The 14,968-nt window shown below is 57.6% G+C and carries 14 protein-coding genes and 1 tRNA gene; 4 read left to right on the top strand and 11 right to left on the bottom strand.

Annotated elements, in window-relative coordinates:
- Nucleotides 1-68 precede the first annotated feature (68 nt).
- Together C7476_RS04310 and C7476_RS04305 are read left to right on the top strand one after the other, a co-directional pair.
- A complete protein-coding gene (locus C7476_RS04310) occupies nucleotides 69-401 on the top strand; it encodes a hypothetical protein (RefSeq protein ID WP_114428680.1) in 333 nt (110 codons plus the stop codon).
- A 36-nt stretch (nucleotides 402-437) separates the two neighbouring features.
- Nucleotides 438-1,148 (top strand): hypothetical protein, encoded by a 711-nt coding sequence (locus C7476_RS04305; RefSeq protein WP_114428679.1) that lies wholly within the window; start codon nucleotides 438-440, stop codon nucleotides 1,146-1,148.
- A 28-nt stretch (nucleotides 1,149-1,176) separates the two neighbouring features.
- Here the strand turns inward: C7476_RS04305 and C7476_RS04300 are convergent, their stop codons facing one another.
- From C7476_RS04300 to C7476_RS04265, 8 genes are all read right to left on the bottom strand, one after another.
- Nucleotides 1,177-2,055: an SMP-30/gluconolactonase/LRE family protein gene (locus tag C7476_RS04300; protein WP_114428678.1), complete on the bottom strand. Its 879-nt coding sequence runs from the start codon at nucleotides 2,053-2,055 to the stop codon at nucleotides 1,177-1,179.
- Nucleotides 2,056-2,065: 10 nt separating this feature from the next.
- Nucleotides 2,066-2,938, bottom strand: coding sequence for an SMP-30/gluconolactonase/LRE family protein (locus C7476_RS04295; RefSeq protein ID WP_245426103.1), 873 nt, complete (start codon nucleotides 2,936-2,938; stop codon nucleotides 2,066-2,068).
- 9 nt (nucleotides 2,939-2,947) lie between these two features.
- Entirely contained in the window at nucleotides 2,948-3,910 is a 963-nt protein-coding gene (gene kce / locus C7476_RS04290; protein WP_114428677.1) for a 3,5-dioxohexanoate:acetyl-CoA acetone transferase, read from the bottom strand.
- On the bottom strand, nucleotides 3,907-4,854 hold the full coding sequence (locus C7476_RS04285) for a 3-hydroxyacyl-CoA dehydrogenase (protein ID WP_114428676.1): 948 nt from the start codon (nucleotides 4,852-4,854) through the stop codon (nucleotides 3,907-3,909). Before C7476_RS04285 ends, kce begins: the two co-directional genes overlap by 4 nt.
- 7 nt (nucleotides 4,855-4,861) lie before the next feature.
- Nucleotides 4,862-5,668 (bottom strand): SDR family oxidoreductase, encoded by an 807-nt coding sequence (locus C7476_RS04280; RefSeq protein WP_114429016.1) that lies wholly within the window; start codon nucleotides 5,666-5,668, stop codon nucleotides 4,862-4,864.
- Nucleotides 5,669-5,679: 11 nt separating this feature from the next.
- Nucleotides 5,680-7,737 carry an ABC transporter permease gene (locus tag C7476_RS04275; protein WP_425373947.1) on the bottom strand — a complete coding sequence of 686 codons (2,058 nt, stop codon included), beginning with the start codon at nucleotides 7,735-7,737 and terminating at the stop codon, nucleotides 5,680-5,682.
- A 5-nt stretch (nucleotides 7,738-7,742) separates the two neighbouring features.
- A complete protein-coding gene (locus C7476_RS04270) occupies nucleotides 7,743-9,284 on the bottom strand; it encodes a sugar ABC transporter ATP-binding protein (protein WP_114428674.1) in 1,542 nt (513 codons plus the stop codon).
- 74 nt (nucleotides 9,285-9,358) lie between these two features.
- Complete coding sequence (locus tag C7476_RS04265; protein ID WP_114428673.1) at nucleotides 9,359-10,486, bottom strand: sugar ABC transporter substrate-binding protein; 1,128 nt, start codon at nucleotides 10,484-10,486, stop codon at nucleotides 9,359-9,361.
- Nucleotides 10,487-10,699: 213 nt separating this feature from the next.
- On the opposite strand from C7476_RS04265, the gene C7476_RS04260 reads away from it, so the two are divergent.
- Both C7476_RS04260 and C7476_RS04255 read left to right on the top strand, forming a co-directional pair.
- Nucleotides 10,700-11,380: a GntR family transcriptional regulator gene (locus tag C7476_RS04260; RefSeq protein WP_114428672.1), complete on the top strand. Its 681-nt coding sequence runs from the start codon at nucleotides 10,700-10,702 to the stop codon at nucleotides 11,378-11,380.
- Between the two features lie 84 nt (nucleotides 11,381-11,464).
- Nucleotides 11,465-12,988, top strand: coding sequence for an arylsulfatase (locus tag C7476_RS04255; protein WP_114428671.1), 1,524 nt, complete (start codon nucleotides 11,465-11,467; stop codon nucleotides 12,986-12,988).
- A gap of 63 nt (nucleotides 12,989-13,051) precedes the next feature.
- Here the strand turns inward: C7476_RS04255 and C7476_RS04250 are convergent.
- From C7476_RS04250 to C7476_RS04240, 3 genes are all read right to left on the bottom strand, one after another.
- Nucleotides 13,052-13,127 (bottom strand) — tRNA-Lys (locus C7476_RS04250).
- A gap of 113 nt (nucleotides 13,128-13,240) precedes the next feature.
- Nucleotides 13,241-14,173 (bottom strand): PhzF family phenazine biosynthesis protein, encoded by a 933-nt coding sequence (locus C7476_RS04245; protein ID WP_181872364.1) that lies wholly within the window; start codon nucleotides 14,171-14,173, stop codon nucleotides 13,241-13,243.
- Nucleotides 14,174-14,252: 79 nt separating this feature from the next.
- Nucleotides 14,253-14,966: an NUDIX hydrolase gene (locus C7476_RS04240; RefSeq protein WP_114428669.1), complete on the bottom strand. Its 714-nt coding sequence runs from the start codon at nucleotides 14,964-14,966 to the stop codon at nucleotides 14,253-14,255.
- Nucleotides 14,967-14,968: the final 2 nt, after the last annotated feature.

Below are 14,968 nucleotides of genomic sequence, written 5' to 3'. Positions count from 1 at the left end.
GCAATGCCCATTGAAATGCCCATGATCATCTGATTACGTGAAGAGACGGCTGGACTTTTGGGGGAACCATGCCTTTTTCTCGAACGGAAGAACTGACATATTCGTCCGCCGATTGGCAGATAATGGAGCACGCCTTTGCCCAAGCTTCGGCGCTGCTGAAGAGGTCGCCAAAGACTGATCCGCGCGCCAACCGCCTGGCACGAAATGTCATGATGTTTTTTGACCGGGGCATGCGTGATCCAGACCTCATCGCAGCCGTCGCTGCCAACCGGGAAATCAGCCTCGAGTTCAGGGACATAACCGAGGACGGCTCCAAACCAACGATGCGCGAAAGAGTGACCGCCGGACAAATTGCTGCGGCCTTGAGCTCGAACGAGGACGACTCTGCCGAAAAGCGTTGAGTAGACGGCGCACAGGCACATGCGGGAAACAAACCTATGTTCATTCGGATCGTCGTTTGGCTGTTCTTGTCTGTCGCTTTGAGCGCTTGCGCTTCCGTCGACTATTCAAAACTCCCGACCGGGAGCTTTGCCGGCAGTCTCTTCGTCATGTGGGTCGGCGAAGGAGGATCAAGCGGCGACGGGAGGTTCCTTTTCGTGCCGGATCCAGGTGACCCTCTTATTTTCCGGCGTTCCGATCCCCAACGCCCCGGTTCGGTCATTCGCCCTGGCTTGATGTATACGGATGGAGGTTCCATCCCCAAGATCGCCCAGGTCTTCAATGGATTGTCTCCGTGGGGTTACGCGCCGGCATACATGATCCATGACTGGATCTTTACGGCCCGTCACTGCATCGTCGATGGTGAAGACAACGCGCGTTTCGACCAGGTCCGCGGTGTGACGTTCCGCGATTCCGCCGAAATTTTGGGCGAAGCAATTCATGCTTTGATTGCAGAAAAACGGGTGCAGTCTAACGACCTTGCCGCAGGTGCGGTCACCACAGCCGTTGATAGCTTTGTCGCCAAAAGATTGTGGGACGAGACCGGTGCTTGCAAGGATTTGATCGTCAAGCCCGAGGACGTGGCCGCGGCAGAAGCGGCAATCCCCGGCTCATCCCGACTGACCAGACGCAGCTTTCGCCTGCCGCAGGAGACAGCGCCCGTCGCGACGCGACAGCGTGCAATGATCATCTCTCAAATAAGGTTCTAGAATCTGCACTATCGCGTTGGCTGGATTCTCAGCCTGCGAACCGCGGCTCGGGTATACCTTTGATGCCAAGCCCGGTGATCGCGAAAAGACTGCCGCGCAAGACTCCGTCTCCCGGAAATCTTGGCAAGGGTGGCTTCGCCATGGATGTCACATAGATGATGTCCAGATCCGGACCGCCAAACATGATACTCGTAACCTTCTTCACCGGCATGTCGATGACGCGGTCCACGGTGCCATCGGGCCGGTAGCGAACGACTTTGCCGTCATAGACCTGTGCATTCCAAAGGCAGCCTTCCGCGTCGACCGTCGAGCCATCGGCGGCACCACCTCTCGATGTGTCGATCTTGGTAAAGGTCCGGCGATTGGACACATTTCCCGTCGACTGGTTATAGTCATAGACCCATATCTCGCCCGACCACGAATCCGCGAAATAGAACAGGCTTCCATCGGGGCTCCAGCATGGGCCGTTCGAAACGATGATACCATCGTCGAGCTTGTGCACGCTGAGGTCGGGATCGACACGGTAGAGCGCGCCGTTCGGACCGCTCTCCATCGTGTCCATGGAGCCGGCGATAAACCTTCCCTGCTTGTCGACCTTGCCATCATTGATGCGGTTTTCCGACTTGTCCGGCTCGGGATCGTGGATGAGCTCGACGTCGCCCGTCTTGAAATCGAGCAGATGGAATCCGCGCGCCAATGACACGATGGCACCATTTCCGTCCTTGCGCAGCGCCATCGAGCCGATTTTCATCGGGACATCCCAGGAGCGGATTTCCCGGCCATCGGCCGTCGCGCGAAACACACGCCCATCGAAACTGTCGATCCAGTAAAGCCGTTGTTGCTCGACGTCCCACAGCGGGCCCTCGCCCAGCGTGGTCTTTACGTCCACCACCACATCGATTTTCATGTTACCTCCATCATCCCTTGAAACGCGGTTCCGGCAGACCACGCACGCCAAGTCCATGGACGGCAAACATGCAGCCGGCCTCGCGCTCGCGGTGATATTGATTGTTGAAAGGGCGGGCCATCGACGTAACGTACGCGATATCGAGCTCCGGGCCGCCGAACGTGATGCTCGTGGTTGATTGCACAGGCAGGCCGACAATACGGTCGATCACACCATTCGGATCAAACCGGATGAGCCGTCCGGAATACACTTCGACGCTCCAGACATATCCTTCCGCATCGACAGTCGCACCGTCGGGATAGCCGCGCAGATTATCAAAGCTTGTGAACACGCGCCGCGACCCGACCGTACCCGATGATGTGTCATAGCTATAAGCGTAGATCGCCTTCTTGTGACTGTCGGCGAAATACAGTGTCTTTCCGTCCGGACTGAAACAGGGTCCGTTCGAACAAATAATTCCCGTATCGAGCGTGTGCAGCGAAAGATCGGGATCAAGGCGAAAGAGCGTTCCAACCGGGTCGCGTTCCTCGAAATCCATTGAACCCGCAACAAAGCGTCCCTGGCGGTCAACCTTTCCATCGTTGAGGCGCGGCCGAAGCTCGCCCGGATGGGTCTCATGTAACAGCTCGACGGCACCCGTTTCAAAATCCAGTGTGTGAAATCCATTGCGCAGCGACACGATAGCGCCACCCTTTTCGCGCAATGCCAGCGAGCCGACCGGTTCCGGCAGGTTCCAGCTCTTGCGGTTGCCGCCTCTGGCATCACAGGAATAGACCGCAGGTGCGTAGGAATCGATCCAGTACAAACGCTGTTCCTCGACGTCCCACAGGGGACCCTCGCCCAGCTGATTGCGATCTTCGCTGAAAACTTCGATCCGCAGCATCCTATCCTCCTAGAACGCGACCTTGTCGCCGCCCTTGAGTTGCAGGATCGCGCGCGCATCGTCCGGCGTCGCCACTTCCATGCCGAGCCCTTCGATGATCTTGCGCGCGAGCAGAACCTGATCGGCATTGGACTTCGCCAGCTTGCCCTTGCCGGCCCAGAGACTGTCTTCAAGGCCAACGCGGATGTTGCCACCCAGCGCCGCCGCCTGTGCAGCAATGCGAAGCTGGCTCGATCCTGCACCGAGCACCGACCAGCGATAATTCTCACCGAAAAGCCTGTCGGCAGTGCGTTTCATATGCGCGACGTCTTCCGGATGCGTGCCGATCGCGCCCAGCAGCCCAAAAACCGACTGCACGAAGAACGGCGGCTTTACCAATCCACGTTCGGCGAAATGCGCGAGATTGTAGAGGTGGGCTATGTCGTAGCACTCGAACTCAAATCGCGTGCCGTTATCGTAGCAGGTCGCAAGAATATACTCGATGTCCTTGAAACTGTTGCGGAATACAAGATCGCGGGTGGCCTCCAGATGCGGCTTCTCCCAATCGAACTTGAACTCCTTGTATTTGTCGACGAGGTGATAGAGCCCGAAATTGATCGAACCCATATTGAGCGACGCCACCTCCGGCTTGAAGGTTGCCGCCGGTTTCACCCGCTCTTCAACCTTCATGTAAGGGCTGCCGCCGGTGGTGATATTGATCGCTGCATTGGTGTTCTGCTTGATGCGCGGCAGGAATTTGGCGAAAGCCTCCGGTGTTTGGTCTGGCTTGCCAGTTTCCGGATCGCGGGCATGAAGGTGCAGTATCGCAGCGCCAGCCTCTGCAGCGGCGAGCGCTTCCTTCGCTATCTCATCGGGCGTTATCGGCAGATAAGGCGACATTGTCGGCGTGTGGATCGCACCGGTTATGGCGCAGGTTATGATGACCTTGCCCTTCGTGCTCGAGCCGCTTCTCACTCGTGTCGTCTCGCTCATTGTCCGAACTCCTGCGTTGATTTCTTCTTGTGCGCCGCAAGCGCCATGAGGCGGCGGTCGCGCCAGACTTGACGATCGACCAGCTTCTCCTGCGGCAGCTTTTCGCGCCGGCCGGCCTCTACGGTTTTGAGCACATCGCCCGCCCAGTCGACGCGGCGCTGCATCTGGGGAAACAACCGCTCGTAGATGATCTGATAGCGCTCGACATAGTCTCGCACGCCACCCGGTGCGTTCAGATCGATCGTCTCGAATGGGCCCATGAACGACCAGCGGAGCGCAAGTCCGTCTCGAATACCGATATCGACGTCCTCGACTGTCGCATACCCATCGGCGACGAGGCGAAAGGCCTCCTCGAGAAGGGCGCCCTGCATGCGGTTCATGATGAACCCGTCGAGTTCGCGCTTCATGACCAGCGGCGCATGTCCCGCGGCAATCAAGAACGCGCGGGTCCGTTCCACGACCTCGCCCGAGGTCCAGGGTGCCGGAACAATTTCGGCCGCAGGAATGAGATATGGCGGGTTGATCGGGTGAACGACAAGACAACGCTGGCGGTTTTTCAGATGCTCGGTGAATTTCGATGGCAGCAAGGCCGACGTCGAACTCGCGATAACGGCCGACGCATCGGCATTCTCATCGAGGAGTGAAAACACCTTGATCTTTGTTTCGAGATTTTCCGGGGTATTTTCCTGAATGTGGATTGCGCCTTCCAGCGCCTTTGCGAGATCCGTTTCAGCTACGATGCGCGACAGAACCGCTTCGGGCGAATGCCCGTTGAGCAGGTCGTTCCGCTCAAGATCGGTGAGCACATCTGCAATATAGCCGCAAGCCTTGGCCACAGCGTCCGGCGCTTGGTCCCACAGGCTCACCTGATAGCCGGCGCGGGCAAAACTGATGGCCCATGCTCTGCCGATGAAACCGCTGCCGATGATCGCTGTCTTTTGCATCGCTACCTCACAGGGTTTCGACATTGCCATCAACACCGAGCGACTGGCCCGAAATGTTGATACCAGCATTGGAAAGCAGAAAAGCGACCATGGTCGCGACATCGTAGGGGCTGACCATCCGCCGCAGCGAAACATTCTCAAGATAGCGTTCGGTCATTTCCTCATGTGAGATACCGAGCTGCTTCGCCCGGTTGCTGATGACGTTTTCAATACGCGGTCCCTCGACAATACCCGGGAGGATTGCATTGACGCGGATCGCATGCGGTCCGAGTTCCTTGGCGAGACTTTGGGTAAAACCTATCACCCCGAACTTGGCTGCCGAATATGGCGTGCGAAAAGCATAGCCGTGCTTGCCGGCGGCAGATGACATATTGACGATCGATCCGCCTCCGGATGCCTTGAGCATCGGTACCGCGCGCCGTGCGCAAAGGAACTGCCCGGTCAGGCAGATGTCGATGCACCGGCGCCAGTCCTCCGCACTGATTTCATCGACGCCGCCTGTCGGACCGGCTATGCCCGCATTGTTGATAAGCGCGTCGAGACCGCCCAGTGAAGAGGACACCTCCTCGAACATGCGGTCGACATCTTGTTCACGCGAAACGTCGGCCAGCGTCGCATGAGCCAGCGAAACACTATTCTGCGCTTCGTCCAGCAGCGATTGGGATATGTCGCAGATCGCGACGCGGGCACCGAGCCGTGAAAGGGTTGCGGCAATGGCGTAGCCAATACCGGAGGCCCCCGCCGTGACCAACACTCTCTGATCGCGCAAACCACCCAAGAATTCTTCCGCAGATGCCGGTGCAATTTTATTCATCATTCATCCTCCTAAGACCGCTTCTCGCGAAGCGCCATAACTGCGCCAAGCACCACAAGGCCAAACAGGATCGCCCGCGTTGCATAGGGCAACGTTGTTCCCGCCAGGAACATTTGCAGTGCGGTGAGTAGCAGCACCCCACCCAGCATGCCGAGATAGTGACCACGTCCGCCGGTAATCAGTGCTCCACCAACCACTACCACCGCGATCGACGGCAGCAGATAATCATCCCCCATGCCGAGACTTGCCTGTCCCGAGAACCCGGTGAGCAATACCCCGACGAGCCCGGCGCAAAGGCCGGAGAGCACATAGACAAGAATGAGCGTGCGTCCGACGGCGATGCCCGAGAGCTGCGCTGCCCTCAATCCATTGCCGATGCCGTAGACCCTGCGTCCGAAGGCTGTTCGTCCGAGCAGGAATACGGCGGCGATGACAAACAAAACCATGAACGGAACGACCGGCGTAACAGTCCAGATTTTTCCCGTCATGAACCAGCGAAGCATCGGCGACGAAAATCCTGCCGGCGTTCCTTGCGAATAGACCAGGGCGAACCCCTGCAGGATGCCGTTCATAGCCAGGGTCATGACGATGGGCGAAATGCCGAGTACGACGATTCCAACGCCGTTGATAAATCCGATAAGGCACGCGATGAGAAGAACGGCGGGCAAAGCGTAGACGAGAGCCGCGTCGGAACCATTGACGATACCTGCGAGCAGGATACCCGCTATGCCGATAGTCCAGGGAACCGAGAGGTCGAGGCCGCCAGTCAGGATCACCGTCCCCTGCCCCAAAGCCAGTATGGCGAGGAAGGTGGACAGGACCGCCAGCGAGTTCCAGTAGGTCGGGTTCAGGATCGCCCGGCCAAGCCAGAGTTGAGTCACTATTACAACGGCGAGCAGACACAAATATGCCGGTAGTGCATACCGGATCGTCTCGCTGTTGCGCGAAAGGAATGACGACGCTACCAGTTTGCCCTCGGCGGACGATGGCATCTTCATCCGCCGGTCAGTGCGATCGAGCTGCGAGGGCAGCAGGCCCTGACGCCATGCGCCGAACTGCGCCTGCGCACTGCGCAATTGCTTGGCGAGGGTCGAACTGTACGAGACCGATCCAGCGAGGACTGCAAGTATCAGGATGGTTCCTTCCGCGATGGTCGAATAGTAGGCCGACACATTGAGGACGAGGAGAATATTCACGACCATCATGAGGATATAGGCGCCGAAGACGGTGCCAAGTGGCCCACCACGTCCGCCACCGAGGCGGGTACCGCCAACGACGACCGCCGCAAACATCGACAGGAGCAGCGGATTGCCAACCAGCGGATCGGCGCTGCCCGTCTGCGCGCTGATGAAAACACCAGCCAGGCCATAGCAGCCGCCGGCGATGACATAGACCAGGAATTTGGTGAGCTTGACCCTCACGCCGATTGCCGCAGCAGCGTCCGGATCGCTGCCGACCGCATAGATCGCCGTACCGAACCGCGTGTTCTTCAGCCAGAGCCAGGCGAGTAGAACAACACCGATCACCACCAGCGGCATGGGCAGCCAGCCGGGTATTGCATCACCAAGATAGAAGGTCCCAAGGTCAGGCGCGACGAAGCCACCGGGCTTGTCCATTACCAGCAGCGTCAGACCCTGGATAATGAACATGGTCGACAGCGTGACCACGATGGGCTGCAACCGGAAGAATGCGATGAAAATGCCGTTGAAAGCCCCGGTCAGCATGCCAACGCCGATTCCGACACAGGTCCAATACACCACACTCGTCTGTGCCGCCGCCGGGTCCATGCCTTGCGCCAACACCACATTGACCAGCGAAATCACCGCCCCGGCCGACAGATCGAAACCGCCGGAAAGAACGACGATCGTTTGTCCGATCGCAGCAATCGCCGACGTTGCTCCGCCGCTCGAAAGGAACGAAATGTCGAAATAGCTGAGCGGGCCGCTGCTGACAAAATCTACCAAACCAAGCAGGCCAAGAAATACGGCTATGGCGATGAGTACGCTGCGCCGTTCAGGCGACATGCTGAACAGGGAAGTCCAGTTACGGCTCGTGGCAGTCGAGGTCATCATCGTCATTCGGCGGCCTCTTTTGCTGCGCTGTCATGGCCCAGAGCTGGCCGCATGATCGAGGCTTCGGTCAATTGATCGCGCGACAACGATGCCGCAATCTGCCCATCATAAAGGACCAGAACCCGGTCGCACAAATGCACGAGCTCGGGAATCTCCGTCGAGTGCAGGAGGATCGAACCTCCAGCGTCGGTGAAGTTGCGCATCATGACGTAAAGTTCGTGCTTGGTGCCGACATCGATACCGCGGGTTGGATCGAACAGCAGCAGGATACGGCTTTGGGCGACAAGCCATTTTGCAATCGCGATCTTCTGCTGGTTACCGCCGGAAAAAGCTCCTGCCCTGGTCCACAGCGCGCGCTGATCAACCTCGACGGTGCCGAAAGCAGAACGCACGGCCTGGCGTTCAAGATCACTTTGTATCAGTCCAAATCGTGAGAACCTGTCAATCACCGGCAAGGATGCGTTGAGCGTTCCGCTGAGTTTCAGGAACAGGCCCTCCGTCTTTCGGTCTTCAGGCACCAGCCCAATGGCAATATTGGGCTTAAGCGCATCTGCAGGCGAGCCAAACCGGACCATGCGCCCATCGACAAGGATATCGCCATGGGCCACCTGTGTCATGCCAAAGCAAGTCAGGAAAAGGTCAAGCTGGCCCATGCCCTGCAATCCGGCAACGCCGAGGATTTCGCCTTTCCGCAAATCGAAACTCGCATCGCGCAACTTGTGGCCGGCCCGCAAGTTGCGGACCCCGAGCACCGGGGCACCAAATGCGGCATCGCTTTTGGGCCGCGCCGGGAAAGTCTGGGCAATCGATCGCCCGACAATGTTCTCGATAACTTGGCCGTCGGTAATGGAGGCAACGGCGCACGTGGTTATGTGGCGTCCATTGCGCAAGATAGTCAGCGTGTCACAAAAGGCGCGCACCTCACGCATGCGATGCGTAATGAAAACGATGGTCGTCCCTGCCGCCTTCAGCTTGGCGATGATCCGGCCCAGCCATTCGACGTCGCTGCCCGCAAGCGTCGATGTCGGTTCGTCCAGGAGAAGAATTCGGGGCTTGCGATAAAGCGCCCGGGCAATTTCTATCTTTTGCTGGATGGCAAGATCGAGTGTGCCGACTTCAGCGTCGAGATCGACCGCAAATTCGAGCTCCTGCAAATGCCGGGCTATGGCGTGACGCGCCGCAGACCGGCGGATCATGCCAGTAATCCCGATCGGCGCATAAGGCATCAGCATATTGTCGAGCACTGTCAAATCCTTGACCAGCGTCATTTCCTGAAATGCGGTCTGGACGCCAAGCGCATGCGCCGCCCTTGGTGCATTGAGCGCTGCTCTTTCGCCAAAGACCGATATGTGCCCCTCGTCAGGACGCAGCAGTCCCGACAGCAATTTGACAATCGTTGATTTGCCCGCACCATTCTCGCCGAGCAACGCATGCGTACTTCCAGGCTCGATGCGGAAGGATACGCCATCCACGGCAACCGTGGCGCCAAACGCCTTGCGAATATCGGTGACTTCAATGGCGGATTGTTCGAATGGTGAATTCATCCCACCGGTCCTGCTCAAATCATCGGGATAAGCCAAGTTGCGCGGAGTGCTAGCCACTCCGCGCAAGCCTACGCTTAGTTTTCAGGCTGACCGACCAATGCTGCATTGAGACCGATCTCGGGTGTCTTTTCCGAGAAGATCGAAGCAAACCAGCCCGGATTGGAGACGATGGACGGTTTGAATGCGTTGCAGCCGTCTTTCATTTCCTGCCACGTACCTTCCTGGCAGAGCTTGATGGTCTCGTTGGTGACCAGAGGCAGCGGCAGCACAGTCTTTTTCGGTACTTCCTTGCCTTCGATCGCATCGACGGCAAGCTTCAGCGCGAGAGCGCCAGAATATGGCGGGGACGCATAGGAAATGCGCGGCGCGCCCATGGGTGCATAGGGAGGTGTCGCACCCTCTGCCTCGGTTCCTGCGGGCAGCATCTGGATACGTCCGCCATTCGATCCCTCGCCTGCGCATGGAAGAAGCTGTTCCGGCTTCTTGCCTGCTTCGAGCTGCATCGAATTTGCGGTGAAGCATCCGACCTGCATCCACAGCCCGTTAATGTCGTCCCAGTTGCGGGTTGCGAGGATCTTCGAGAGTTCGGTGCGCGCGACAGCCTGGCTCCACATGCCAACCGCTTCGCCGACGATCTTGATATCGGGATGTTTGGCGAAAACTTCTTTGGCTGCCTTTGTACGAAGATTGTCGACAGACGTTCCGGGCACGCCGGTAATCGCAATGATATTGCCCTTGCCGTTGAGCTTCTTGACCAACCATTCCGCGGTCACGCGGCCGGCCTCTTCCTGATCGATCGCTATATTGTAGGCGCAGGGTTCGGTGATCTCGCCATCATAGGCGAATACCTTAACGCCCTTGTCGCACGCATTCTTCACAACCTGATTGAGCGCGGTCGGTGAAATCGGGAAAATCACAATGGCTTCAGCACCGGCCTGGACCATGGCGTTGATCTGTTGAATTTGCCGCTGGGCATTGGGACCGGCAACCTGGACCTGCAAATCCACCTTGTCAGCGTAGTCCTTGTGGGCAGCCATGGCCTTGACCATGTTGGCCGCCTCGGCCTGCCAGTCATTGCCGATAAAGCTCATGCTAAGAAAAATCTTGTGCTTTTCCGCAGCGTCGGCGTGGCCGATCATGACCATGCTTGACGCGAGACAGGCGCAAGCGGCAGCGCGCCGGATGATTGATCCAATTCCCATTATAATTCCTCCCTGACACAGGAAAACATCTCCGAGCGGGCTCCTCTTCCCTCTCGTCGTTCCTGCAGCCAACCGTATCACCATTTGATCAAAGATCAATGATAAAATACCATTGATCGTGCATAAGATTTGTTAGATAAGGAGAAACTCTTGACGCGCTGTGGTGGACGCTGCATTCCACGTTTAAAGGCACCCGCCACGAAAAGGTGAACAATGGCTGAAGCCGGTTACAGGAGACCAGGTGTTGAGATTCTCCCGCTTTCCAAGGAGACGCTGCAGGACCGCGTCTATCGCCAGATTGCCAGCCTGATCCTCGAAGGCGGCATTGTTCCGGGCGAGATGGTCCCCGTGCAAAGCCTTGCCGATGCCTTCGGCGTCAGCGCCATGCCGGTGCGGGAAGCTTTGCGGCGGCTGACAGCGGCCAATGCACTGACCGTGGTTTCCGGGCGTTCCATCGGCATACCGCGGTTGAGCCGGGCCAAGCTCACGGATCTGCGCAATGTTCGTATTGAGATCGAAGCGCTTGCCGGCAAATGGGCAGCCGAACGCATCGAGGATAGCGAACTGGAAACTCTGCGCTCGCTGCTGAAAGCACTGGAAAAAGCCAACGCCTCTGGCGATATCAAATCATACCTGCGGGCAAACTACGCGTTCCATTTCTCGATTTACCAGGCGGCGAAATCGGAAAGCATTCTCAATATCATCGAGAATCTTTGGCTGCAGGTCAGCCCGTACTTCAACATGCTGCATGATTCCGGCAACTACACCAAAGCCAACGAGCACCATCAGTCCATGTTCGCCGCGCTATGCGCTCACGATGGAAAGGCCGTCGAGGCCGCGATACAAGCCGATATCGATGCCGCCTATGATGTGCTCGTGGATTTGGTGAGCTGAGCCGGCATCGCGTCTGTAACTGTTACGTACTTCTTGGCATCACCGCCGTGGCTAATATCTCGCCCATAACCGGGAGAATAGCGAATGGCCAAGGCATCAAAATCCGACAAGCCCAATATCCTGTTCATAATGGCTGATGATATCGGCTGGTTCAATGTCAGCTGCTACAACCACGGCATCATGGGGTATCGAACCCCAAACATCGATCGAATCGCTCGCGAAGGTGCGATGTTCACGGACTTCTACGGCCAGCAGAGTTGCACTGCCGGACGGGCTGCCTTTGTCACGGGACAGGCACCGATCCGAACCGGACTGACGAAGGTCGGTATGCCTGGAGCGACGTTGGGCCTCAGCGCCGAGGACCCATCGATTGCGCAATTTCTGAAGAACCTCGGCTACGCCACCGGCCAGTTTGGTAAAAACCATCTTGGCGACCGCAATGAACATTTGCCGACAGTGCATGGTTTCGATGAATTCTTCGGCAACCTCTATCACCTCAATGCCGAGGAGGAGCCAGAATATACGGACTATCCGAAGGACCCAAAGTTTCGCGAGAAGTTCGGCCCGCGCGGTGTCCTCAAGTGCAAGGCGTCCGACAAAGACGACAAGACCGTCGATCCAAAATACGGCAAGGTCGGCAAACAGGTGATTGAAAACACTGGTCCGCTTACGCGCAAGCGTATGGAAACAGTGGACGAAGAGTTTATGGGGGCGGGCCTCGACTTCATGCAGCGCAAGACGAAGGAAGGCGGACCCTGGTTCTGCTACATGAACACCACGCGCATGCACGTCTTCACGCATCTGAAGCCCTCGTCGGTCGGCAAGACGGGGCACGGCCTCTATCCGGACGGCATGGTGGAACTGGACGGCTACGTCGGCCAGTTGCTGGACAAACTCGAGAAGCTTGGCGTCGCTGACAATACCATCGTTGTCTTCACAACGGACAATGGCGCCGAGGTCCTGTCGTGGCCGGATGGTGGTGCAACACCCTTCCGGGGTGAGAAAGACACCAATTGGGAAGGTGGCTGGCGGGTTCCCTGCGTTATGCGCTGGCCGGGAGTCATCAAGCCGGGCCGTGTCATCAACGACATTTGCTCGCTACAGGATTTCATACCGACTTTTGCGGCCGCCGCGGGCGAGCCTGATCTCGTCGCAAAAGTGAGGAAGGGATACAAAATCGGCACCAAGACCTTCAAGGTTCATCTCGACGGCTTCGACCTTCAGCCCTTCCTGGCCGGAAAAGAAAAGGAATCCCCGCGCAAGGGCTTTCTCTATTGGAGCGACGACGGTGACCTGATGGCGCTGCGCATCAACCAGTACAAAGTGGTATTCAGCGAGCAGCGAAGCACAGGGCTCGATGTCTGGCGCGAACCATTGTCAAAGATGCGCATTCCCAAGCTCTTCGATCTTCGGTCCGATCCGTTCGAGCGTGGCGAAGAAAGCAATCTCTACTATGCTCAATGGTTCGTGGAACACGTCCCACTGCAATATGCTGCGCAGGCACTCGTTGCCGAATGGCTGGAAAGCTTCAAGGAGTTCCCGCCACGCGCCAAGCCGGCGAGCTTCACAGTGGACCAAATCGTGGAGTCGCTAATGCCGAGAGGTTGAACGACAAGACGGAGGAGGAAAACCAGCATCTTTAACAAAATCGTCTAAGATGCTGGTTTAATTTGGTGGGCACAGTAGGGATCGAACCTACGACCCGCTGATTAAGAGTCAGCTGCTCTACCAACTGAGCTATGTGCCCGTCAGCCGTTTGGCGGCGACAAGTGAGGGCTCTATAACGGGGCAAATCTTGCCTGTCCAGCCCTTCTTGAAAACTTTATGACGGCTTTCACCGGAACAACGTCCGGTTGAGGACTATACGAACAGCCGGCCTTCCGCGACCCTGATCGCCGAGCCCCCGATGCGCCCCCCGGTCAGCTTTTGGTCGACGATATCCAGCTCGAGCTGCAGGCGCGATGGCCTTCCCATTTCATATCCCTGTTCGATCGACAGGCGCACGACGCCATCCAGCGGTTCGTCGAAGGCATGAATTGCACCGGCAAACGCCGCCGTTGCAGAACCCGTTGCCGGATCTTCATAGGTGCCCTCATCGCTCACGAACATGCGCGAATGAAAATGGCTGTCATGCAGCATCGTTTCGCGGCAATAGGCATAGACCGGCAGCTGGCGATGACCGATGGTCGGCGCCACGTCCTTCATCGCGATCTGGTTGATAACGATACGCCCCGCCGCCTCAAGTCCATGCACCGGCACCAGCATGAAAGGTACGCCCGCATCCCAGATGCTCGGAACGTGATTCTCGAAGCCGATTTCCTTTGGCTCGAGCCGCAACGCATTGGCGATGGCGATCTTGTCGTATTTATAAGGAACCTCCTGCGGCAGCTTCGGCAGATCAAACTCGGCGAAGGCGCCGTTTTCGCTTAGCTTGACGCCGCAGCGAACGGGTCCAACCTGCTCCTCCAGGATGATCAGCGCGTCCTGAGTATCTCTGACTTCTCCAAATCGATTCTGAGCCAGGGCGACAGCGGTCCCGACGGTCGGATGTCCCGCAAACGGCATTTCATAATCGGGCGTAAAAATACGCGCCCACGCCGTATGCGCGGAGTTCTTTGCTGGCAGGACGAAAACAGTTTCGGAAAGATTGAACTCCCGCGCGATCCGCTGCATGGCAACATCGTCGAGGCCGTCGGCATCGTGCACGATCGCCAGTGGATTCCCCGCCAGCACCTCGTCGGTGAAGACGTCATAGACCTCGTAGCGGCGACCGGCCATTTGCTTTCTCCCGATTAGGTCGTGAACTCATAAATCTGATGGTACTGCCCGTACAAGTCAAACCTTGTGACGGTGACATTAGCGTGCAGGGACCCTAGCCTTGGCGAAAGTGCCAGTCGGCAAATGTGCGAAACGTCCACGGCGTCGCCTCGCCCATTTCCCCTGCTGCGGAAATCGCGGTGATGTCGTCGAGCTCGGAATCCACTTCAGCCGCGATGTGGCCACGAATATGCTCCAGCAGCGCCTCTCCACTCATATCGAAATAGTGGCGCCGGAACAAAGCGATGCTGCGACTGGCAGTGACAAGGAATAGCTGATCGTCACGCCTTCCGGCCCCGGAGAGCTTGATGCCGGTTTCCTCTTGGACTTCCCGGTGCATGTTGGCGTCAATATCGATGAAATCGCCCGACACATCCTCTTCGTCGAATGAACCCGCCGGAAAATAGATGCGGCCGGCTGCCGATGTCGAAGCGGCCATACGCCCGGCGATCAGCTTGTTATCCCTTGAAACGATCACACCGACGGCGAAAATATGCCAAGGCTTCACGTTTCTTGCATCGGCCTTCCAGTGCATCATCGTCGCAAATCGCGTGCGATGATAACGCGCCTGAAACGCATCGTCCGCCACTCCCGCCTCGTCAGCCATGAAGAACGGCCCATTGAAGATGGCAGGATTGGCTGCCGTCGCGCTCACCCATCCAGCAGCAATTGCCGTCTCATTTGAAATTCCATATTCAAGTGGCGCACTGTCGATGCGGATCACCGCTTTATTGAGCGGGATGACGGTCTTCTCTGGAATATCGTGCACTA

The sequence above is a fragment of the Phyllobacterium bourgognense genome (assembly GCF_003337575.1).
GTDB lineage: Bacteria > Pseudomonadota > Alphaproteobacteria > Rhizobiales > Rhizobiaceae > Phyllobacterium > Phyllobacterium bourgognense.
The sequence above is the reverse complement of the archived record's forward strand: the minus strand, read 5'-3'. Positions and strand labels throughout refer to the sequence as shown.

Bases quoted from the DNA above. Each gene is read 5' to 3' on its own strand.
- C7476_RS04310 (WP_114428680.1), top strand. From the start codon at position 69: ATGCCTTTTTCTCGAACGGAAGAACTGACATATTCGTCCGCCGATTGG.
- C7476_RS04305 (WP_114428679.1), top strand. From the start codon at position 438: ATGTTCATTCGGATCGTCGTTTGGCTGTTCTTGTCTGTCGCTTTGAGC.
- C7476_RS04300 (WP_114428678.1), bottom strand. From the start codon at position 2,055: ATGAAAATCGATGTGGTGGTGGACGTAAAGACCACGCTGGGCGAGGGC.
- C7476_RS04295 (WP_245426103.1), bottom strand. From the start codon at position 2,938: ATGCTGCGGATCGAAGTTTTCAGCGAAGATCGCAATCAGCTGGGCGAG.
- kce (WP_114428677.1), bottom strand. From the start codon at position 3,910: ATGAGCGAGACGACACGAGTGAGAAGCGGCTCGAGCACGAAGGGCAAG.
- C7476_RS04285 (WP_114428676.1), bottom strand. From the start codon at position 4,854: ATGCAAAAGACAGCGATCATCGGCAGCGGTTTCATCGGCAGAGCATGG.
- C7476_RS04280 (WP_114429016.1), bottom strand. From the start codon at position 5,668: ATGAATAAAATTGCACCGGCATCTGCGGAAGAATTCTTGGGTGGTTTG.
- C7476_RS04275 (WP_425373947.1), bottom strand. From the start codon at position 7,737: ATGACCTCGACTGCCACGAGCCGTAACTGGACTTCCCTGTTCAGCATG.
- C7476_RS04270 (WP_114428674.1), bottom strand. From the start codon at position 9,284: ATGAATTCACCATTCGAACAATCCGCCATTGAAGTCACCGATATTCGC.
- C7476_RS04265 (WP_114428673.1), bottom strand. From the start codon at position 10,486: ATGGGAATTGGATCAATCATCCGGCGCGCTGCCGCTTGCGCCTGTCTC.
- C7476_RS04260 (WP_114428672.1), top strand. From the start codon at position 10,700: ATGGCTGAAGCCGGTTACAGGAGACCAGGTGTTGAGATTCTCCCGCTT.
- C7476_RS04255 (WP_114428671.1), top strand. From the start codon at position 11,465: ATGGCCAAGGCATCAAAATCCGACAAGCCCAATATCCTGTTCATAATG.